12 protein-coding genes are annotated in these 24,391 nt (G+C 38.0%); 10 read left to right on the top strand and 2 right to left on the bottom strand.

Annotated elements, in window-relative coordinates; genetic code table 11:
• The first annotated feature begins 1 nt into the window (after nt 1).
• The 5 genes from P0Y49_12995 (at nt 2) to P0Y49_12975 (ending at nt 9,676) form a co-directional block, all read left to right on the top strand.
• Nucleotides 2-1,822 (top strand): RagB/SusD family nutrient uptake outer membrane protein, encoded by a 1,821-nt coding sequence (locus P0Y49_12995; protein ID WEK17713.1) that lies wholly within the window; start codon nt 2-4, stop codon nt 1,820-1,822.
• Between the two features lie 33 nt (nt 1,823-1,855).
• On the top strand, nt 1,856-3,412 hold the full coding sequence (locus P0Y49_12990) for a DUF4957 domain-containing protein (protein WEK17712.1): 1,557 nt from the start codon (nt 1,856-1,858) through the stop codon (nt 3,410-3,412).
• 285 nt (nt 3,413-3,697) lie between these two features.
• Nucleotides 3,698-6,841, top strand: a complete 3,144-nt coding sequence (locus tag P0Y49_12985; GenBank protein WEK17711.1) for a TonB-dependent receptor — start codon at nt 3,698-3,700, stop codon at nt 6,839-6,841.
• 24 nt (nt 6,842-6,865) lie between these two features.
• Nucleotides 6,866-8,704 (top strand): RagB/SusD family nutrient uptake outer membrane protein, encoded by a 1,839-nt coding sequence (locus P0Y49_12980; protein WEK17710.1) that lies wholly within the window; start codon nt 6,866-6,868, stop codon nt 8,702-8,704.
• 30 nt (nt 8,705-8,734) lie between these two features.
• A complete protein-coding gene (locus tag P0Y49_12975) occupies nt 8,735-9,676 on the top strand; it encodes a hypothetical protein (protein WEK17709.1) in 942 nt (313 codons plus the stop codon).
• A gap of 27 nt (nt 9,677-9,703) precedes the next feature.
• On the opposite strand, the gene P0Y49_12970 is transcribed toward P0Y49_12975, so the two are convergent.
• Together P0Y49_12970 and P0Y49_12965 are read right to left on the bottom strand one after the other, a co-directional pair.
• A complete protein-coding gene (locus tag P0Y49_12970) occupies nt 9,704-11,527 on the bottom strand; it encodes an ATP-binding protein (protein ID WEK17708.1) in 1,824 nt (607 codons plus the stop codon).
• Between the two features lie 12 nt (nt 11,528-11,539).
• Nucleotides 11,540-12,136, bottom strand: a complete 597-nt coding sequence (locus P0Y49_12965) for a redoxin family protein (protein ID WEK17707.1) — start codon at nt 12,134-12,136, stop codon at nt 11,540-11,542.
• A gap of 430 nt (nt 12,137-12,566) precedes the next feature.
• On the opposite strand from P0Y49_12965, the gene P0Y49_12960 reads away from it, so the two are divergent.
• The 5 genes from P0Y49_12960 to P0Y49_12940 all read left to right on the top strand — a co-directional run bounded on the left by P0Y49_12960 (nt 12,567) and on the right by P0Y49_12940 (nt 24,379).
• The gene (locus tag P0Y49_12960) at nt 12,567-14,222 is read left to right on the top strand and encodes a polysaccharide lyase (protein WEK17706.1); all 1,656 of its coding nucleotides are present in this window, start codon (nt 12,567-12,569) and stop codon (nt 14,220-14,222) included.
• A 111-nt stretch (nt 14,223-14,333) separates the two neighbouring features.
• Entirely contained in the window at nt 14,334-17,471 is a 3,138-nt protein-coding gene (locus P0Y49_12955; GenBank protein WEK17705.1) for a TonB-dependent receptor, read from the top strand.
• Between the two features lie 20 nt (nt 17,472-17,491).
• Nucleotides 17,492-19,351 (top strand): RagB/SusD family nutrient uptake outer membrane protein, encoded by a 1,860-nt coding sequence (locus P0Y49_12950; GenBank protein ID WEK17704.1) that lies wholly within the window; start codon nt 17,492-17,494, stop codon nt 19,349-19,351.
• 86 nt (nt 19,352-19,437) lie between these two features.
• Nucleotides 19,438-21,063, top strand: coding sequence for a polysaccharide lyase (locus P0Y49_12945; protein WEK17703.1), 1,626 nt, complete (start codon nt 19,438-19,440; stop codon nt 21,061-21,063).
• 166 nt (nt 21,064-21,229) lie between these two features.
• Nucleotides 21,230-24,379: a DUF6298 domain-containing protein gene (locus P0Y49_12940; GenBank protein WEK17702.1), complete on the top strand. Its 3,150-nt coding sequence runs from the start codon at nt 21,230-21,232 to the stop codon at nt 24,377-24,379.
• Nucleotides 24,380-24,391: the final 12 nt, after the last annotated feature.

The raw sequence follows: 24,391 nt of genomic DNA, 5'->3' as shown, positions 1-24,391 counted from the left end.
TATGAAATTAAATACAATCATATTTTTTACTGCAGCCATTTTGTTAGGTTTAAGCAGTTGTCAGAAAGTTCTTGATAAAAAAGATTTAGGATCATTGGATGGGGGTTTGATTTTTAACGATTCAACACTTGCATTTTTTAACTTGAGTTTTGTCTACGATCAAAATCTTCCTTCATGGTATGGAAATACTGGAGGTGCCATTAGCGGAAATGGAACTTTTTCTGATGAAGCACAGGGAACTCAGTTGTTTTTTTCGGGGCAGGTAATTTCCACTACTGTTGCTGATTTTGGTACAGGATTAAGCAATACCAATAATTGGGGTAAAATTAGAAAAATCAATGAATTTATCAGAGATGTGAAAAATGGTAGCATGCCAGAAGCAACTAAAAACAGAATGCTGGCGGAAGCGATGTTTTTCCGGGCTTTTAGGTATTTTGATTTGGTTAGGTTATATGGTGGAGTACCTATTGTACTTGAACCGATGGATCCAATAGGAGAAGCAAATAAAGAAGGTAATATGCTGCCAAGAGAGCCAACATCAGCATGTATCCAGCAAATTATTGCCGATTTGGATTTTGGAATTCAAAATTTGCCAGGTAAATGGCCTTCAACTAACGACTGGGGAAGAATGACAAAAGGAGCTGCAGCTGCTTTTAAAGGTAGAGTGTTATTGACTTATGCAAGTCCACAATTTAATCCAAATGATTTACAGGAAAGATGGCAAGTAGCCTATGATGCTAATGTGAAGGCTAAGGAGCTTTTAGATATATATGGTTTTGGATTAAACTCTTCCTATGCTAACCTATGGTTTCAGGAAGTAAATAATCCTGAGGCAGTTATTATTACTGGTTATAATACAAAAAGTGGAGATAATTCAAGAAAAAGCAATACATATGACCTGCAAACACGACCAACCTATTTAAGTAGTGGTAACGGAGGTTCTAATGCGCCTACATGGGATTTCGTAAAGGATTATCCAATGAAAGATGGCAAAAAGCCAGGGTTATCTACAACTTATCCTTATGATGAACAGCATTATTACAAAAATAGAGATCCAAGATTTGACAATACCATTGCTTACAACGGATGTACCTGGAGCATACTAGGTGATGCAACATATCGATTATGGACTTATATAGGTTATAAAATAGATGACAAAGGTGTTGTAACCTATGTAACTACTGAACCGAATGGCAGTAATACGGGCTTTTATTTGAGAAAGGCCATTAGCCCGACCGCAACCAGAGACGCTTTACCTTATTCCGGTACGGATTGGATAGAGCTTAGATATGCAGAAGTACTATTGAATTTAGCAGAAAGTGCTTGTGGAATTAACAAAACAACACAAAATCAGGAAGCTTATCAGGGGTTAATCGCATTGCGGAAAAGAGCTGGTATTGATGCAGGAGCAGATGGTATGTATGGTTTGCAGCAAGGACTAGGACGTTCGGCATTATTCGATGCAATTTTATACGAACGTAAAATAGAACTTGCATTTGAAGGTAAGCGTTTCTGGGATTTGCGTAGATGGAAAAAATTTGAAACAGAGCTAAACGGTAAAAAAAGGACTGGTTTGAGAATGAGGCTGAAAATAGGCGCAGGTATTCCTACTTCTGATCAGCTTGAAAACACAAGGAATACACTCAATCTGGATGATATTTATACTAACTATATGGAGCTTGAGACTCAGGTTAAAGATGGTGCCAATATTAACTGGAAACCTGAGTATTATTTCTTCGCCATTCCGGATGGGGCATTGAACAACAATACAAAGTTGAAGCAAAATAATACCTGGGGTGGTCCATTTAACCCATTAAATTAATATATAGGTAATATCACACCAAATATAAATGATATGAAATTCAATACATATAAAACGCTGCTTGCACTTATGCTGCTAACAGCATTTACGGCCTGTAAAAAAGCACCAGGTCCTGTTATGAACTATTATGTTGATGCTCCTAAAAATATGAGGCTAAATGCAGTTAAAACTACATTGCATGCTACCTGGGAATATTCTGGAAAAGAGAACGTAGGTTTTTTAGCGCAGGTGGCATATGATGCAAACTTTTCAACTATTATCAAATCAGATACTTTAGCCTCAACAGCAACTGCTGTTGATTTTACCAATCTGAGTTATTTTTCTGAAGCTTATGTTAGGGTAAGAGCTTTATCAAGTAATTTGATCTTGCATTCAAATTTTGTGGCCGCTACTATTAAGCCTGAGAGCATTTTAAAAACAATTTTAAAATCAGAGCTAACAGCTACATCAGCTATACTAAGATGGAATGCTCCAAGTTCAGGCACTTTGACCTCTGTATTAATTCTTGATAATCTGAAAAAGACAGAAAGAACTATTCAACTTTCTACACAAAATATTAGTTCTCAATCATTGTTAATTGATGGTTTAGAATCAGCAGGTAATTATACTGCAGTAATTTTTGCTGGCGAAGACAGAAAAGGAGTACTTACATTTAATGCTGTGGATTTAAAGATGAGTATTACTATTCAAGGCAGTACTGAAATCTATGAAACGCTTCATGAAGCTGTTGCAGCAGCACCTGCTGGGGGTATAATCAACATTGGAGGAGCAAAATATGACTTTAGTACACTAGGTACGGTAGAAATAACAAAAGCAGTAACCATTAGGGCAGTTCAGGGAGGAGATATTCCTGAAATTACTTCTCAGGCATTTAATATTGTAGGTAATGTAGCCAGTTTAACATTATCAGGATTAAAAATAGCTGGCAAATCTTCTTATGCAATTATAGCAACCGGTCTCACCAGCGCTTGCAGTATTGTTGTGGAGAACTGTGAAGTAACAGGCCCTACCGCCGGTCTGGTTTATGTAGCAGCAACTGCGGTGGCTGCGGCAAATGTTAACTTTAGAATGAATAATTCAGTCTGTCGTGATTTCGGTGCAACCGGTGGCGATTTCATTGATTTTAGGGCTGGTGGATTAAGTGGTATGACTATTACCAATTCTACATTTTATAATCTTGCCAGAGATTTTTTCCGTATTGATGCAACAACGACCTATCCAATTAGCAATCCGCCGATTTTGGTTGAAAACTGCACATTTAATAATGTTTGTGGTTACGGTACTAATGGTACTCAGGGCAGATTTATTTATATCAGAGTAGCAAAAGTTACTGGATACACTATGATGAAGATAAATAAATGTATACTTACGAATAAGTTCAGGTCTCTGGCCAGCGGTGTGAATCCAACGATTGAGTTTACAAATAACAATGTTTTTGGAAATTATTCGACAGAATGGGCTGGTGGTACAGTAAGTAACGCCGTAACTACTTTAGACCCTCAGTACGCTGATGTTGTTAAGTTTAACTTTACCGTTGGAAATGCGACCGTCAAAGCTGCAGGATTAGGTGATCCAAGATGGTTGAAATAACAAGATAAATTTGGTTAGAAGAGAACTCCCGTTACTGATTAAAGTAACTATCGGTAACGGGTTTTTTATAACTAGAAAACATCCCTAAATAAGCAATTAACAATACTAAATAAATTCATTTGATAAAAACTTTACAAAAGGAAATTTGAACCAGGTTAACAGCTCATTCCGAAGCAGTAAAACTGAATAACCAACAGTTTTAGTAATACCATTCCGCACCTGTCAACACGCTGTTTAATCCTCCTGGATCAACCAATTAACCAATCATAAACCAACAAACTAAGTATGAATTTCAAACTTTTACGAACGTTAAAAGGGATACTTCTATTGTCCCTGCTTTTTTGTACATCCTCGTATGCACAAATAAAGAAAATTACAGGTAAAGTGACAGACAACAGCGACGGCGGGCCAATACCCGGAGTTAATGTGAGTATCAAAGGTAAGCCCAGTAATGTGAGCACTAATGCAGATGGGCAATATACCATTCAAGCTGATCCTGCTACTGATGTCTTGGTATTTTCTTTTATTGGCTTCGTCAGACAATCGATTGCACTAAATAATAGACTTAGATTAGATGTAAAATTATCTTCTGACAATAAGGACCTTGATGAAGTGATTGTAGTGGGATATGGTACTAAAAAGAAATCCGAAATACTAGGTTCCATTGCTAATATTAAAGCAGAGGAAATAGAGGATTTACCGGTGCCAAATATTGCTGCTGCGTTAAGGAATAGGATACCAGGGGTAGGTGTAAATGCGGTTTCAGGAAAACCAGGTGCATCTATAACCATCAATATCCGGAACTCGGCAGTGTCCGACCAGGCCAAACTAAGTGGGGGGGTAGTCAATGAGCCATTGTATGTTATTGATGGAATTACCGTTAGCCGGGATGATTTCGATAATCTTGATCCTACCATGGTAGAGGATATTTCTTTTCTTAAAGATGCTTCTGCTGCGATTTATGGAGCTGCAGGTGCCAAAGGAGTGGTATTAATCACTACAAAAAGAGGTAAAAAAGGTAAACCTCAGATCAGCTATACAGGATTTAGAGGTGTATCAGATAATGCCTCAAATATAGATATGCTATCTGCTTATGATCATGCGCTATTATTAAATGATGGTTTCCGTATTGGAAATAATCCTGCAGGTGATTTTTTTTCAGATGCCGATCTGGAGCAATTAAAGAACAGTACAACAAAGGGATGGTTTGATGAACTATGGAGAACTTCGGCTGTAAATCGACACACCATGAATATTTCTGGAGGTTCTGATGCAATTACTTTCTTTGCAGGTGGTAATTACTATGATGAGTCTGGAAATTACGGAGGGATTAAATATAGTAAATATGCGTTCCGTTCAGGAATGAATGCCAAAATTCTTGAAGGGCTTACAGCTCAGGTAACTTTAAATGCAGATTTCAATAAAAAAACAAGTGATACCTATAAAAACGGTGGTGAAAATGATCAAGCCTTCTTTCAGCAACTAATTACTACGCCAAAATGGGTACCCATACAAATTAATGGGATGCCGGTAAACTATAATAATAATACCAATCCATTGGCAGTTGTTAATTCCGGGAATAAAATTTGGAATAAATCACAAGGACTATCGATCAATGCTTCGATTGACTACAGACCTAAAGTTGTACCAGGTTTAAGCGCAAGAATTCAATTCGGCAAGAATAACAGAAGTGGAAGTAACGGCCAGTATGTACCTCCATATACTGTTTACAACTTTGTAAAAACCGGTCAGAATGGTTTACTTTTTACCGATCAGTTACAAAGCACTGCGCCTACCACCACAGCTGTTGGTGCTGCTAATACACAGCTACTTTCCGGAAGTAACCTCAGCTCAAGTTACCAGGCTATTGCTTCCTTAAGCTATGAAAAAAAGATTGATAAACATAATTTGAGTGTGATGGCCGCCTTTGATCAGTCTGAAAATAATTCGGAGGTCTTAAGTGTCTATTGGAGGAATCAAATTTTGCCTGGGGTAGACGAATTTTGGGGTTTTGATCAAAGTACCTTTACTAAACAAGAAAGAAGTTTTGTTGAATCGGTACAGCGATCATATATCAGTAGGTTGAGCTATGATTTTGATAAAAAGTACTTCTTGGAGGGGATAGCTCGTATGGATGCATCCTCAAATTTTGCACCCGGTCACAGATGGGGGCTTTTCCCAAGTCTGGGTTTAGGATGGGCAGCAAGTGAAGAGAAATTCTTTAAAGACAATGTCAAATTTGTAGATCGTTTAAAATTTAAGATCAATTACGGGTTGGTAGGTGAAAGTAGGGTAGGTTCAAGATTATGGCAGGCCCGCTATACAGTAGATCCAAATGGTTACTTGTATAATGAAACCTTGGGGGGAGGTATAAATCCTACTATGAAACCTAATCCAAATATCAGTTGGGAAAAAGCTAGAACACTTAACGTGGGGGTAGATATGGCAATGTTGGATAACAAGATCACTTTCTCTTATGAGTTTTATCATAGATTCTCTTATGATATGTATGACAAAGGAAACAATGAAAATTTCCCTATGTATGCAGGTTTTGAAGCTCCGTTGTTGAATTATCAGGAGCGTACCAATTGGGGGTCAGAATTTAGCTTAGGTTACCGCACTAAAATCGGGGCAAACTGGGGAGTGAATACGAATGTATTGTTTGGTTTCGCTAACAATCGTATCGATAAAATGTTCTACAATCAATTCCAGCTATGGGACATCACTTATCCCGATTTGAAGTATCAGTTTGGAACAGATACAAAAAAATACAACAGCTCTAACTACGGTCTGATTACTAAAGGAATGTTTAGGACGCAAGCACAATTAGATGCTTTCATGAACGAAAATCCAACCTATACCATCAATAATAAAGTGCCTCAGGTTGGTTGGTTATATTATGAAGATACAAATGGAGACGGCAAAATAACGGAGAAAGATCAGGTACCCATGTTCAATAGTACCAATTCTTTTGGTGTAGGTTTCAATGTTGGAATATCTTATAAAACTTTAAGCCTCAATACTAATTTTGTAACCAGGTTTGGTGGAAAAGAGTTTTATGACAGTAAATCAAAAGCACCGGCAAGTAAAACTGTAAACGTTCCTGCTTATTGGAAAGACCACTGGACACCGGAAAATCCAGATGCAAAATTTCCAAGATTTGACGATGCGGGTATAGGGGCAGGCTGGAATTCTGATTTTTGGGCTGTAAGTGGTACCATGATCAGGATCAATAGCATGACATTAACCTACAAAATGCCAAAAAATATCCTAAGTAGAATTGGTATTGCAGATTCAAGACTGGTATTAACCGGAAATAATCTTTGGACAATCATCAACCCATTAAAGTATAAAGACCCATATTCTTCAACGATATATGATTATCCAACTTTAAGAACAGTTTCTTTAGGCTTGAATGTTAGTTTATAATGTTTACAATTTAAAATCAGAACAATGAAATTTCAATATAAAAAAGCATTAACTATAGCGGCATTGGCTTCTTTAGTGACTGCATTTACCGGCTGTAAAAAAGACTTTTTTGATCTGAAAGACAGGAACGGCATGGATTCCAGGATATGGGATAATGAAGGTGCAATACAGTTTCTGCTAAATGGTACTTATGATGTAGTGATGCCAGAATTTCCTTACGAACTAGCTGCTAATAACGTATTATATGCCAGCGATGAGGACCGTTTCTCATCATCAGATGCCATCATGAGAAAAGCAATCGGGGTTAATGGTTCCTTGATCGCTAATGATGTTAAATTTGTTGCCCAGAAGTACCAGGGAAATAATAAAGGTGATAACAAGTATTTTGATATTGCTCGCTGCAATAATGCAATAAAGGAAATCCCTGGAGGAACTTTATCTCAGGATGCTAAAAACAAGCTAAGAGGGCAGTTCTTTGCACTAAGAGCACTTTCTTATTTTGAGCTTACACGCGTATATGGTGGTGTGCCGCTGGTATTGGAACCACAAGATCCTGATAATATTAAATTAGAAGGAAGGGCAAAAGCTGCAGAATGTTTTAAAGCTGTTGTTAATGATCTGGATTCAGCAATGGTATTGTTGAATGGAGTTACCTGGAATGATGCGAATGAAAGGGGGAAATTTACACGTGCATCAGTAGCAGCCTTAAAAGGTAGGGTATTATTGTATTGGGCTAGTCCGCAGTTTAATCCAACTAATGATCCTGCTCACCCTTATGATGCTAAAAGATGGCAAACCGCGTATCTAGCGTGCAAAGATGCCTATGATATTTGTAAAGCAAGCGGCAATGCTTTAATGCCAAACTATTCAGATATCTTCTTAAAAGAAGGAGCTGCCAATCCAGAGGCAATTATTGTAAGATCGTATTCCAACAAAGTAGCCAAAAGAGGCCAGGCGGTAGAGGGTAAGTTGAGACCTGTTGAAGAAGGAGGTTCTCCATCTGCATTTTTACCTACGTTAAATATGGTTAATGCTTATAGCATGAAAGATGGTGTACCAATTGACAAGGCTTCATCTTTTACTTACGATCCTTCTATGTTTTGGGTTAATCGGGATCCAAGACTCGATGCGACTATTGCTTATAATGGTAGTGCATGGAAACTGAGTGGGTTAGCTAACCGAAGACAATGGAACTATACAGGAAATGTTACTGAGTCTTCTCCTCAGAGCTTTTATATGAAACGTTTTGCAGATCCGGATTTAGCCAAAGGTGCAGTTAGTTATTCTAACGATTTTGGAGGTAATGGCATGGATTGGATAGAATTGCGCTTTGCAGAAGTAATTATGAATTATGCGGAGTGCGCTAATGAGATCGGTAATCTAGCCGAAGCAAAAGATCTGGTTAAGCAAATTCGTATTAGAGCAGGGATAGTCCAGGGCACAAAAAACTATGGTCTTGATCTTGCAACTAGTAGAACCGAAATGAGCGATTTGATTATGAGAGAGAGAATGGTCGAGTTTGCATTTGAAGGTAAGCGTGGTTACGATCTAAGAAGAACTCGTCGCTTCCATCTTTTAAGCGGGCAGATGCAAGTTGTAACCTGGGCAACTAAATCAACAGCTTTAAAAACAGAACTGGAAGCTATAACAAGTAATGGAACAAGATTTAGAGATGGAATTAATGTAAATGATAAAGCTACGTTTGATAAGTACTTTACATCTACTATAAATACAGTTGGAGTTACCGGATTTAGCATTCCTGAAACCTACTACTTCTATGCGCTACCTTCTACTTTTATGAATTCTAGTCCATTATTGGAACAGACCATAGGATGGGATGGCGGTACATTCGACCCATTGTAAATAATTATTTAATCAAAACAACTAATAACAATGATGAAAAGATTAAACAAATATTTGGGCTATGCTTTAGTTGCAGCCTTATTCCTCAGTTCCTGCAAAAAGGAAACTACAAATATTTTTAATATGTTTGGCGATGTAAAGGTTACCTATCATTCAAATAGTCCTTATGCAGTAACCGATTATAAGGAGGTAAATGCTGGGGATAGTGTATATTTAGAATATACTGTCGAATCTGCTAAAAAAGATATGTATGCAATTGCTATTTTTGAAACATCTGCAGCAATCCCTTCTAAAATAATGCTCGATAATACGCAAAGAAGAAGTTATTCAGGAATAGTCAAACTTAAAATGAATACCAGAGTAGGGAAAACCTCTTATCGCATCTGGGCTTTAGATAACACCGGTATATATTTGGGTGATGGTAACAAGACCATAACTATAGATGTAAGATCTGATTACAAATATTGGGCAGGTAGAGAACTTTACGCACCAGACACGTTGGAGAAAGTAAAGAATTGTTATTTTGCACTTACTACCGGCGAATTATTTAATTATAGTAATGGGGCCGCTAGTTCTGCTAATATTGATTTGGGCTTATTTAGAACTCCTACGTTTGATACTAATGGAAGGCTTTCCGGTTATGTATATAATGCCTATTCCTTAAGTGCGACTCCACTGCCCTTCACAGCTTATGATATTAGTTCCTGGACAAAGAAAGGGACATTGTTTGCAGCTCCAAAAACAGGGCAATCTGCTGCATTTCTGGCTTTAAGAACGGCCGATCAGATTATAACAGCGGGTAAAAGCGCAAAACCAACCTTAAAGGCTATTACAACAGGGCTTATTGCAGGAAGCTTGTTCTATTTTCTTACACCTGAAGGTAAGTATGGTGCTTTTTATGTCAATTCTATTTCGACTAATAACTCGCAAAAAGGAGTTTTTCTTAATGTTGATGTGAAGATGCAGAACTAAAAGATAATTATTGTGTGTTTAAGGCTGCTACCGAGAGGCAGCAGCTTTTGTTATTTTAAAAGTGTACCATTTTTCAAGCTTATTCATTAGATCTTCAGGTTTAAAGGGTTTTCGGATATAATCACTCATTCCAGCATTTAAACATTTTTCTTCATCATCCGCCATCGCATTGGCTGTCAGCGCAATAATGATAGGTTGCGATCCAGCTGCCCTCCGAATAATCCGGGTTGCCTCCAAACCATCCATGATGGGCATTTGTATATCCATCAAAATTATATCATAATCCTTTTGCTTAGCTGCTTCGATAGCCTCTAATCCGTTTTTAACCAGATCTGGTTGATAGCCCATTTTGCGAAGAATATTAACAATTACTAATTGGTTCATTTGGTTATCTTCTGCAATGAGTATATGGTGTGGAAACTTCTGGTAAAAATTAGTCGACAGTTTATTTTGGAATGTCTCTTCTTTTTGAAGATGAGTATAAGACGTTGATTTCAATGGGGCAAGATCTGTGCTGATTGTAAAGGAAAAAGTAGAACCAACACCTATTTGACTTCTTACATAAATATGCCCTCCCATTAAACTGACCAGCTTTTCTGATATTGCCAGACCAAGTCCGGTACCTCCATACTTTCTTGTAGTGGAGGAATCCACTTGTGAAAATGCCTTAAAAAGCCGCTTCAACTTATCTTCTGGTATGCCAATGCCAGTATCCCGTATATCAAATCTTAATTCTATTTGTTCATCTGATCTTCTTTTTTCCAGGTGGACATGTACGCAAATCTCTCCATGTTCAGTAAATTTCATTGCGTTGCCTACCAGATTAGTTAAAACCTGACGCAGTCGTAAATGATCTCCTATTATCAGTAGGGGCACATCCTCATAAATTTCATAAGTTAGATTTAAGTGTATTTGTGCCGCTTTGGTGGTAAAAATGTCAAGTACATCTTCAAGACATTGACGAATATCAAAAACCTCTTTTTCGAGCTCCAGGCTTCCGGATTCGATCTTTGAAAAATCAAGAATGTCATTGATTACATTGATCAACGTTTCGCCACAGGTGCCAATCGTTTTGTTAAACATTCGCTGTTCTTCTGTTAAGGAAGTTTCTCCCAGCAAGGCAGACATTCCGATTACTCCATTCATAGGAGTACGAATCTCATGGCTCATAGTAGCAAGGAATATGCTCTTTGCCTGATTGGCCTGATCAGCCTCCTTTCGAGCTTTTCCGAGCTCCATATTAAATTTTCTTAGCTGTTGATTCGATTTGTCGAGCGCTACCTCATGTTGTTTCCGTAGCTTATTATATTTTTCTAACTGATAAGCCCACAAACCGCAAATAAAGAATATTGCACCGGCCAGTAGAAAATGAATGATAAGGGTTTGTAGATCAATGTAGTCAATTTTACTGAAATAGATTTCAGTAAAGCCAATGTTTTGCAGATAGCTGAAAATGGTGTGATGTAGAATGACCACCAGTAATATAGGAATCTGCAGCTTCCACTTTTGGTAAGTAATGAGCAGGGTACTGCCAATAAAAGCAAAGAAATGCATCTCAAATAGCCCATGCATTTGGTAAATAAACTGAGCCATAAAAATGCCGAGAACAGTGCTTAAAGTATACTGGTACAGAGAAGAATTAGGTAAAGCTATTTTAGCAGAATAATAGGCTAGTAATGAAATTCCGCCAACACCAAATGCGATCAGCCAGGTATCATAATATCCTGCGAGTATTAATCCAACTAAAAAAAAACTGGCCAGAAAATAATTCATCAACCTGTCTGATCTTTCCTTTACATCAAGCAGGAGTGTAGGTCTCTGATTGTTGGAGAGGTTAAAATTTGTATTCATAATCGATTTTTATTATTGAGTGCAATCTGGCAATTGACAACCATAGGCTTTTAATGCAAACTGACTAAAAGTTAGTCTGGTATGCTGATTTAATAGGCCTGTTATAGCCATTTTTGCATAATTTGTTTTTTCGTCAGTGCAATAGCGACTTCTGTTGTAGTTTCCCCTATAATATAGTTTATGTTCCTTATCTATAAGTACGGCTTGCGGTGTAGAATAAACCCCACAGGAGCTGGCTATAGAATTGTCAAACAAAATGGGTATATCTAAATTGAATTTATTTTGTATCGAATTAACAGTAAATGTTTTATGACTAACGACAACCACTATAAAATTCACTTGAGTCTTATATTGGGCGACTAATGATTTAAAGTTTTTAATGTTAAATCTTGAGCAGGGGCAATCAGGGTTAAAGAAGTGAAGAAAAAGGGGATTATTATTTAACTTTTTTAGTTGGCTATTTAATTCAATTACTTCTCCAATGTTAACTGTTTTGTAATTCTTAGGAACCGGTGTCGGCAACTGGTATACCCATTCATTATACCAAAATAATGCGCCTACTATAATAAGAAGGAGCATCAACCAGATCATTACTATTGTTTTCTTCATTTCTTTTATACAGTTGGTAGGTGTATTTTGTTTAAAGTATCAATAAACACAGACGAAGGCAGTCTGAGTATGTATTGCAAAAGTTAGTTTAATAAAAATGTTATAGAGGCTCGTTAACCCTTGGTTAAATATAATGAAATTATTTGTGCTCTTTCAACTTTCCATTATTTTCAAAAATATGTAACAGATTTGCAATATAAACCGTTATTTTGACGTATAAAAAAGTAATGTGATAAGATTGTACAAAATATTGAGAAAATGCTATAGTAAATAGCGTTTTTTAGGTTGCAATTTTGGACTAATACACAATCTAACCAAAAAAGAATTAAACCAGAAATACCAAAAAATGAGCTCGTTTTATATATTTCAACTAGATCCTGTATCTGAAAAATGATTGCTTAATTTTTGGTATTTGTTAGCCTAAACATCGATGAAAACTAGATTTTTGCAATTCGTATTTTCTGCAACACTTGTTGTAGCAGCGTTTTCAACTTTTGCTCAATACCCTAATATACCTCCTGATATCAAAAAAAAATCAGAGGATATGATGAATGAAGCTTATCGTCAATCAGATATTGCGTGGCAAAAGGCACTTCCTATCATAGAGAAAGAAGCAAAAGAAGGCAAACCCTATATTCCATGGGCAGGCCGACCGGTGGATCTTCCACAATCAGAACTATTGGCTTTTCCAGGAGCAGAAGGTGGTGGTGCACATAGCTTTGGTGGTCGCGGGGGGCGCGTAATTGTGGTTACAAATTTAAATGATAGCGGTCCGGGTTCTTTGCGTGATGCATGCGAACAGGGTGGCGCAAGAATCGTAGTATTTAATGTATCTGGAATTATCCGGATTAACACACCTTTAATTATTCGTGCACCTTATATTACCATTGCAGGTCAAACCGCACCTGGTGATGGTGTTTGTGTAGCTGGAGAGTCAGTTTGGTTAAATACACATGATGTAATAGTTCGTTTTATGCGTTTCAGAAGGGGAGAAACTTTTGTTGGTCGTAGAGACGATGCAATCGGAGGAAATCCGGTAGGCAACATCATGATAGATCATGTTTCAGCCAGTTGGGGGCTTGACGAAAATATGTCTATATATCGCCATATGTATAATGACAGTACTGGTAAACCTGAAGTTAAGTTGGCTACAGTAAATATTACCATCCAAAACTCTATCTTCTCCGAGGCTTTGGATACCTGGAACCATGCTTTTGGAAGTACCCTTGGTGGAGAAAACTGCAGTTTTATGCGTAACCTCTGGGCCGATAATGGTGCTCGTAATCCATCGATTGGCTGGAATGGTATTTTTAATTTCGCCAATAATGTGATTTTTAACTGGAACAACCGCTCTACAGATGGCGGCGATTATACTGCTATGTATAATATTATTAACAATTATTACAAACCAGGTCCGGTAACCTCTTTAAAAGATCCAATCAGCTATAGAATATTAAAACCTGAATCTGGCCGAAGCAAATTGCCTTATGTGGTGTTTGGAAGAGCTTATGTTGAAGGAAATATCATTGAGGGTAATGAAAAAGTAACTAAAGATAATTGGGATGGTGGCATTCAGCTGGAAGATAAGAAAGGTAGCCTGATGACCTACGATCAGGCAAAGCCATACTTCGCTGCTATGCGTGTTAAAAAACCATTCCCAATGGCAGAAATGACCATTTTGCCAACAATGGATGCACATAAATATGTATTGGCTAATGTTGGTGCAACTTTACCTAAACGTGATCCTGTGGATACGCGTATAATTGAACAAGTAAGAACAGGTAAAATTGACTACCTGAAGGATGTAAAACTATCAGATAAACCGGATTTTCAGCATCGTAGATTGCCAAAAGATTCTTATAAAATGGGTATCATTACAGATATCAGTCAGGTAGGTGGTTATCCTGAATATAAAGGAACGCCTTATAAGGATTCTGATAATGATGGTATGCCAGATAGTTATGAAATTAAAAACGGATTAAATCCTAATGATGCTTCTGATGCAGCTAAAATCACTAAGAGCGGATATTCTAATATCGAAGTTTATTTAAATAGTGTTGTTCCTATTAAGACAGTTAAACCATAAGGATAATTATTGAAGATAAATCGACTATGTCTGATGTAAAATCAGGCATAGTCGATTTATTTAAAAATGCGCTTCTCCGTATTACTTTTTAGAAACCAAAATAACCAAAATATGAATCCAATTTTACAAACCCACCACTATTTAAGTAAAAAAACGAGGATGGTAAGTATGCCTTTGCTAGCATCACTGGTTTTATCGGCAACAGCTTATGGAGCCAATAGCTCAAGTTTACCCATCGAAAATTTGCTTTCGTATCGAAAACAAACTGCACAGGTTGTAATCAATGGTACGGTAAAAGATGCAAAAGGAAAACCAATCCCAGGCGTAAGCGTAAGGATTAAGGGATCAGGCACAGTTACAAGTACTGATGCAAATGGCGCTTACAAGTTAACCCTACCAATAGGGAATGAAATATTGGTCTTTAGCTATATTGGCTTCAATACTCAGGAAGTTCGTCCAGGTAATAAAACGACAATTAATATTATCTTAGAAGAAGGTAATTCAGGGCTGGACGAAGTAGTAGTTATTGGGTATGGTACTGTTAAGAAAAAGGATTTAACAGGTGCCGTTTCTAGTGTAAAGGCAGCTGATATTGCCTTAAGTCCGGTCAGTAATCCAATTGAAGCCCTGCAAGGTAGAGTAGCGGGTTTAGATATTGAACGCTCTAGCGGCAAGGCAGGTGCTAGTCCAAGTATACTGTTGCGGGGAAACAGATCAATTAATGGATCATCAACCCCCTTGTACATTATTGATGGGATTCCTGGAAATATTACTATGTTAAATCCTAACGATATTGAATCTATCGATGTTTTGAAGGATGCTTCTTCAACCGCAATTTATGGTGTTGCTGGTGCGAATGGAGTAATTATTGTGACTACCAAAAAAGCAATTGACGGAAAGACGCAGATAGATGTAGATAGCTATTATGGAGTAAATGGATTTGCTAAATTTCCTAAGCCACTAATGAATGATGCCTGGGTACAGTATTTAAAAGACAAGTATTTTGCCCTAAAAGGTCTACAAGCTAACAGTTTAATTGACTTAGATATTGCTGCTAATGTAAGAGATGCAATTAACGCCGGACAATGGATAGACTGGGTTGACGAAACATTAAGAACAGGGATACAACAAAACCACCATGTTTCTTTAAGAGGTGGCACCGAAAAAACACAGGCCTACATGTCATTGGGTTACATTGGTGAAAAGGGAATTTATAAAAGCGATGCTTCTCAAATCTTTAATGTAAGGGCAGGTGTTGATGTTAGATTCAATAAATTATTGAAAGCTGGTATCCAAACCACATTTAATGGTAAAAATATTGATGCAACCAATAGTCGCATTAATAAAGCCTTTGGTGTACCTCCTGTAGGCGAAGCTTATAATGAAGACGGGTCTGTAAAACTTTACCCATTAGGTACTGAAACAGATAAGACTGCGGGTTATGTTAGTCCAATTGCTAATTATGCTCCAGGGGTGCTCGTAAATAATACTAAGAATCTTAATTTGGCATTGAATCCTTACGCAGAATTTACTCCCATTAAAAATCTTATGATAAGATCAAATTTAGGCTTATCCATATCTTCTTCTCGCAATGGTACTTTTCAAAATGAGAAATCCTACAATCTGGCTTCAGAATCAAGGATAAATAAAGAAGCAAGTTATTCAACAGGACTGGGATACAGTTATATTTGGGAGAATTTTGCTACCTATAATTTTGTTCTAGAAAACGATCATAGTTTTACGGTTACAGGTATAACTTCAATGCAATCAACAAAAAATGAGAGCTCAACTACATCCGTAGATGGTTTGGACTATGATAAATATCTTTATTATAATTTGGGCGCCGGAAAAAATGTTACCGGAAGAGGTACATCATATTCAGAGATCAGTAAAATGTCATATGCGGCAAGGTTAAATTATAGTTATAAAGGTAAATATCTACTTACTGCTTCTAATCGCTGGGATGGAGCATCTCAATTGTTTAAACATTGGTCAGCATTTCCTTCTGTTGCTCTTGGATGGAGAATTAGTGAAGAGAACTTTATGCAGGATACAAAATCATGGCTAAGTAATCTGAAAATAAGAGCGAGTTATGGGGGAACAGGAAATGATGGTATTGATCCTTACCAAAGTATTACCGAAGTTTCGGCTAAAACGGCTGCTTCAAATTTATCTCTCGGCGGAACCTCAATATTGCCAATTTATGTATTAAAGCAAGCATTGGGAAATTTCGAGCTGACCTGGGAAAAATCGTATAGTACCAATTTAGGTTTGGATTTTTCTTTACTCAAAGATCGTCTAAATGTTAGTGTAGATTGGTATCATACCCATACCGATGGTGTTTTGTATAAAAGAGCACTGCCTACTACTTCTGGTGGTTTTGATGCTAAAAATTCTTATATCAAGGTCTCAAACATCGCTAAAACAGAAAACCAAGGCATAGAATTTACATTAAACAGCAGGAATATTGTGAATAAAGATTTTCAGTGGAGTTCTGCATTAACATTTACAAAAGCAAAAGAAAAATTAAAAAGTATTGATCTTGGAAATTCGGTTAGTGCAGACCAACTGATTTCTGAAAATTTGTTTGTTGGTTACCCATTAAAAACAACATACGATTACAAAAAAATTGGTGTTTGGCAATTGGGTGAAGAAGCAGAGGCTTTAAAATATGGTGCTAAACCTGGAGATGTCAAACTGGCAACGGTTCCAAGAAACGATGCTAATGGCGTTTCTGATGAAGGAGTACACACTTATTCAGCAAAAGATAAAATGATTTTGGGCCATAGGAATCCAGATTGGACCTTAGGCTTGCAGAATACATTTGTTTACAAAAACTTTGATTTAACAGTTTTTGTAAACATGAGGTATGGTCAGACGATTAATGCTCCTATTTTAGGGTATTGGAATGCTGTTGCTCAGCCGGCATCCTATAATTACTGGACACCAACTAATCCAACTAATGATTTTCCTCAGCCGGGATCAACCATGAGCTCAAACTACTTGTCAGCATTGTCCATTGTTGATGGTTCGTATGTAAAAATTAAAAATGTCACATTAGGGTATACACTTCCTAAAAATGTTGGCAGCAAATTGGGTATCTCAAGAATGAGAATTTATGGAACAGCATATAATCCATTTATTTATGCAAAAAGTAGTTTGCTAAAAGATGTAGATCCTGAAACTGGAGGCTCAGACTCTTTCCCATTGTATAAACAATTGGTATTAGGTATTAATATGTCATTTTAATTAAAATAAAATTGAAGAAGATGAAAACGATATATAGAATTTTGTTTGCCGGATTATTTATCTCATCAGGAGTATTGTCGTCTTGCACCAAGTTAGATGAATATAATCCAAGTACAGTGTCCTTAGAGACTGCTTATGGAGAAAAAGCGGGCTTTGAAGGATTAATTAATGGTTGCTATACTGATCTTTACTTTTTTCACGGAAAAGTTGATTTTATTGGCCCCACAGAAGCGGGTACAGATAGTTGGGTCAACTATGGTACTAGTGAGATTGGCCTTTGCTTATATGACAACTCGTTAACAACGGCTAGTGGCACATTAAAAGTAATTTGGAATGGTTTGTATTCAATGATTAACTTTTGTAATACTGCTATTTATTATGCCAAAGATGTAAAGGGATATGCTACTCAGCAGGAATTAAATGCCAAGATAGCTGAAGCCTATTTTATCAGGGCCTATGCCAACTTTAATCTGGTCGAGCAATTTGGTGGTGTGGTGTTGCAAACAAAATCTGCAGCAATTAGTGGTGTAGATACAGAACCTAAGCGCAGCACTGAAAAGGAGTTTTATGATTTAATTTTTTCAGATCTTAAATTTGCATGTGATAACTTACCCATTGATCAAACGTTAAGAGGTCGTGTAACCAGAAAAGCAGCCTATGCGTTATTGGCCAAAGCTTATCTGCAAAGAACAAGGCTTGGTGAAAAAGATCAGTATGCAAAATTGGCTCTTGAAACTGCAGAAGAATTGATTAATAATCCTGCAAAATATAAGTGTTCTTTATATTTAAGTGACGCTCAGAAATCAGGTTTCGCTAAATTGTGGGATGGTGCGAATAATAAAAATAATCCCGAATTTTTATTCTTACAGGCAGTTGATGCTACAGCAGGACTAAATCCTGAAAACTTTAATAGAGGACGTACCCGCCAGTACTATTTGCCGGATCTTGGTGGCCGCGGCGCGGAGTGGGGAGCCAGAGAGACCAGTATTCTTTATGGACGTTCAAATGCAAAATATTTTAAGCCAAGTAAATATTTGCTAACCAGTATTTTTGAACCTAGTGAAACTACACCTGATACCCGTTTTGCTCAAACATTTACTTATAAATTTTATGCAAACACTGATAAGGTGATTATTCAGTCATTGGCAACAACCTATGGAAAAGACGCTTCTATAGTTGGAAAAACCATATTGGGAACTACAGCTGCGTATACTGGGTTATTTGGTGCACAGCAGCTGGAAGAAGAAAAGAATATGGCCAATGATGCTGGATTAGCAGTGTTTACACCTAACTGGACAATCGATGCCGCAACGAAAAAGAAGATGCCTATGCTGGTAGCAGATCCAAGTGATATTTTTGATGCTGCAACAGGTAATTATAAACTTGCTTCATCCATACAAGCACCAGATGTAGATCTGACCAATATGTTCCCTGCAATGAAAAAGTTCTCTAGCAAAATGTATGATTATTCCAATCAGTACTGGATGGGCGATATTCCTATCATTCGCTTAGGTGATATTTATCTGGTTGCTGCAGAAGCCGCTTTATTATACAATAATGACCAGAATAAAGCAGCACAATATGTAAATGTAATTAGAAAAAGAGCTGCATTGACTACACGTGAAACAGCTATGGTTGTACTGCCTTCAGATATGACTGTGAATTATATTTTAAAAGAAAGAGGAAGGGAGTTGACAGGTGAGCACTGGCGTTGGTATGACTTGAAACGCACAGGAAATTTGACCAAGGCTTATTTGCAAGCAACAAATCCTGTTGTTGGGGTAAATTTTAATGACAATAAAAATAAAGTCCGCCCTATTCCGCAATCATTGTTAGATGCAATTACCAACTCAGCTGAGTTTGGAACAAACGGTTATTAATCATCTTTAATATAAGCTAAGTGAAAAGGTATGATCACTTCGATCATACTTTTTCACTTAGCTTTCAATAAATCACTTCATAAAATATGAAACTCAATAACATACTGCTTTTTGGCGCTCTATTAGGTACTCAACATGCAGTGGCACAATATCCAACCATTCCACATGCAATGCAGGACTCGTCAGATGCTGTTCAGGCAAAAAACGATAAATTATCTGATCTGGCATGGGAAAAAGCCTTTAAGATTGTTCAGCAAGAAGCCAAAAATGGCAAACCTTATGTTCCAAATGCATCAAAACCTTCAGATCTTTTGCAGGCTAATATTCCCGCTTTTCCAGGAGCTGAAGGTGGTGGCGCGTTTACTTATGGTGGTCGTGGAGGTAGGGTGATTGTGGTCACAAATCTGTCAGATAGCGGACCAGGATCATTTCGTGCCGCCTGCGAAGAGGGAGGTGCCCGTATAATCGTCTTTAACGTTGCCGGAATTATAAAATTAAAAAGCCCGGTTAGTATTCGTGCGCCATATGTTACTATTGCCGGACAATCGGCTCCGGGTGATGGGATATGTATAGCAGGAGAGTCTGTGTGGATAGATACGCATGACGTCGTAATTCGTTATATGCGTTTCCGTCGCGGCGCTACAGATGTAACCCGTAGAGATGATGCCTTGGGAGGAAATCCAATAGGTAACATTATGATCGACCATGTGTCAGCCAGCTGGGGACTAGATGAAAATATGTCTATTTACAGACATGTTTATAAGACAGAGGGAGCTAAACCTGAAAAACTACCAACGGTAAATGTGACCATACAAAACTCAATATTCTCTGAAGCATTAGATACTTATAACCATTCTTTTGGAAGTACGATTGGTGGTTTAAACAGCACATTTATGAGAAATTTATGGGCATCGAATATCAGCAGAAGTCCTTCAGTAGGTATGTATGGCGACTTCGGTTTTGTAAATAATGTTATTTTTAACTGGTGGAACAGAAGTGCTGATGGAGGTGACAACAATTCGTTTTTTAGTTTTATCAATAATTATTATAAACCAGGACCAGTTACTCCTGCAGGTCAGCCAATTTCCTATAGGATCTTAAAGCCGGAATCTGGACGTGATAAAAGGTATGCGCATCTATTTGGAAGAGCTTATGTTGTCGGAAATATAGTAGAAGGAAATGAAAAAGTAACGAAAGACAATTGGGCAGGTGGCATACAGCCGGCAGATGCAACAAATAATCAAAAATTGCTGGACTCTATCCGTACAGATAAACCTTTGCCAATGGCACATGTAACTACAATCAGTGCAAAAGATGCCTATACTTATGTTTTGAACAATGCAGGTGCAACATTACCAAAGCGTGATCCTGTGGATATTCGTGTTGTAGAGCAGGTAAGAACAGGTGTGGTTAAATACAGTGATCAGGCAAAGCCGGGAGTTGGAGGGCAGTTTATCAAAAGAAGATTACCGGATGATTCTTATAAGAAAGGGATTATTTCAGACATTAGTCAGGTAGGCGGTTATCCAGTATACAAGGGGACTCCATATAAAGATTCGGATAATGACGGAATGCCAGATGCATGGGAAATTAAAAATGGTTTAAATCCTAATGATCCATCAGATGCGGTGAAATATAAATTCAAAAACGGTTATACGAACATTGAAAATTACCTGAACAGTTTGGTTGATGTTAAAAATGTAAAACCATAAGAGATTAAAGTGCCTGAACAGATTTGGCAAGATCATATAATATATAGGGAAAATGCTATAAAATGAGCAGGCGTTATCTTCTAATTTTGTAATACAAATATAAATCCAGGTTGTATAGAAGGGGTTCTAATGTAGATCAAACTGCAACTTGTAAAAACAGCTTATTGTGAAATACATTAGTACAAAATCCTATAGTCGGTTATGCTGGTTTACATTGAGCCTGTTTTTGGGCTTATCTGCCGCTGCGCAAAAAGTAAAAGTTGAAGAGCCGGCTAAACCCGTATTTAAAGGTAAGGATGGCAAATTGAATTATACCCCTGATGAAAAAGGCAACCGTATTCCCGATTTTTCTTACTGTGGATATATGGCCGGCGAACAGGCTATTCCTGATGCGGTGGTTAAAGTTACTGTTCCTGCAAAAGCTGGTGATGCGACTTTAAGGATCCAATCGGCTTTAAACTACGTGGCCACTTTACCTTTAGGTCAGGATGGTTTAAGAGGAGCAGTATTACTGGAGAAGGGAAAATATGAAATTGCAGGTACCTTAAAGATCAATGCATCGGGTGTAGTGCTTCGAGGTAGTGGAATGGATAAAAACGGAACTATATTGTATGCAACCGGGTTAGATAGACTAGGTGTGTTACGCATAGCAGGTCAGAGTAATCTTGTTAAAGAAAAAGCGGTAACCATTACCGATAAATATGTTCCGGTAAATGCCATGAAAATTACAGTTGGTAATGGAGCCGCATTTAAATCAGGAGATAGAGTGATTGTACAACGCGCATCCACAAAGAATTGGATAGATGCCATTGGTACAGATCATTTTGGAGGAGGAATTACCTCATTAGGATGGAAACCAGGTCAGCGTGATATTTATTGGGATAGAAAAGTTGTTGTGGTAAATGGCAACGAACTTACACTTGATGCCCCCTTAACTACAGCACTTGATGTATCGTATGGTGAGGCTACAGTATCAAAATATACATGGACGGGTAGGATTTCCTGTTCTGGCGCAGAAAATATGAGGCTCCAATCTGCCTTTGATGCTAAAAATTCTAAGGATGAATATCACCGTTGGACAGGGATTTCACTGGAAAATATTGAAGATGGATGGGTTCGTCAGGTAACATTTGAGCATTTCGCAGGTTCGGTAGTTACTGTACAGGAAACGGCTAAAAGAATAACAGTCGAAGATTGTAAATCCTTTGTTCCTGTTTCGGAAATAGGAGGTGAACGTAGATATACCTTTTTAACTACCGGCGGACAAACGTTATTTCAAAGGTTATATTCGGAATATGGTTATCATGATTTCGGTGTAGGTTATTGCGCTCCGGGGCCCAACGCTTTTGTTCAGTGTCAAGCATATTTGCCATTTAGCTTTAGTGGAGCAATTGACAGTTGGGCATCAGGAGTCTTGTTTGATGTGGTCAATATTGACGGACAAGCATTGAGTTTTATGAACCGCGGTCAGGATGGACAAGGTGCGGGTTGGGCTGCGGCAAATAGTGTTTTTTGGCAGTGCACAGCGGCAAGGGTAGATTGCTATCAGCCACCGACAGCCCAAAACTGGGCTTTTGGTACCTGGGCACAGTTTGCAGGAGATGGATATTGGGATATGTCTAACGAGCAGATCCAGCCACGTAGTTTATATTATGCACAATTAAAGGACAGATTAGGTTCGCAAGTAGATGCGCGCGCCTTTGTTATGCCTGTCGAGACAGATGCTTCGAGTAGTCCTCCAGTAGACGTAGCAATGAAATTGACAAAATTGTCAGTTAAACCGGCAATGACGCTTATAGAATATATAGATCAGGCGGCGCAAAGACAAAAAATTAATACTGATGCCGGTTCGGCTAAAAGTATAGACAAAATTGGCGTTGAAAAGCCTGTACAATCTCCCTCGGCAGCAACAATGTTACTGAACAATGGTTGGTTGGTACGTGGTAACACGGTAGTAACCGGGGATAGGCAGGATGTACAATGGTGGAATGGAAGTGCAAGGCCTTATGGCTTGAAAAGTACTAAGCCACACATTACCCGTTTTGTTCCGGGACGTTCAGGAAAAGGCTTAACGGACGACCTTGACGAAACCACTGATTCCATGCAAAATGGAACAGTAAAGATTTTAGATCATAATTATGGTTTGTGGTATGATCGCCGTCGTGATGATCATGAGCGTATCAGAAGAATGGACGGCGAGGTATGGACACCTTTTTATGAATTGCCATTTGCCAGAAGCGGGCAAGATAAAGCCTGGGATGGTTTAAGTAAATACGATCTTACCAAATATAACTTATGGTATTGGGAGAGGCTTAAGCGGTTTGCTGATCTTGCTGATCAAAAAGGTCTGGTATTGATCCACCAAAACTATTTTCAGCACAACATTATAGAGGCGGGAGCACATTATGCAGATTATCCGTGGCGTACTGCCAATAACATCAATAGTACAGGTTTTCCGGAACCGGTTCCTTATGCAGGTGACAAACGTGTGTTTATGGCCGAACAGTATTACGATGTGACCAATTCAACTCGTCGTGCATTACACCGTGCTTATATCCGTAAATGTTTGGATAATTTTAAGGATAATAATGGCGTGATCCAGTTGATTGGAGCAGAATTTACAGGGCCTTTGCACTTTGTACAGTTTTGGATCGACACCATCAAGGAATGGGAAAAAGAAACTGGTAAGCATCCTATAATTGGCTTAAGTACCACTAAGGATGTGCAGGATGCAATTCTGGCTGATAAAGACAGAGCAGCTGTAGTTGATTTGATCGATATTCGTTACTGGCATTATCAGGCAGATGGTACAGCCTATGCACCAGAAGGTGGACAAAATCTGGCCCCACGCCAACACGCACGTTTATTAAGGCCTAAAAAAACATCATTTGAACAGGTATACCGTGCAGTATCAGAATACCGTTTGCGGTATCCTGAAAAAGCAGTTATATACTCAGGTGATAGCTATGATTCTTTTGGATGGGCTATTTTTATGGCTGGAGGTTCATTATCAAACATTCCGGGTTTTAATAATGCTTTGCTTTCAGCAACTGCCGGAATGAAACCTGTTGCACTCGCTGGAAAACCAGCCGGTCAGTATGCTTTGATAAATCCGGGTAAAGCTTATGTATTCTACAACAGTTCTGCCGCCCCATTAAAGGTCGATTTAAGCAATACGGCAGGTAATTACGCTGTAAAACGCATCAATACTCGTAATGGTGTAGTAATGAGTGAGGAAAAGGTCAAAGGAGGATCAGTAATTGAATTAAAGAAACTTTCATCAGGAGACGAGGTGGTTTTCGTCAACAAAATTTAAAATATTAATATA

Origin of the sequence: Candidatus Pedobacter colombiensis (assembly GCA_029202485.1) — a bacterium.
Lineage (GTDB): Bacteria > Bacteroidota > Bacteroidia > Sphingobacteriales > Sphingobacteriaceae > Pedobacter > Pedobacter colombiensis.
This window is presented reverse-complemented; position numbering and strand designations above follow the sequence as displayed.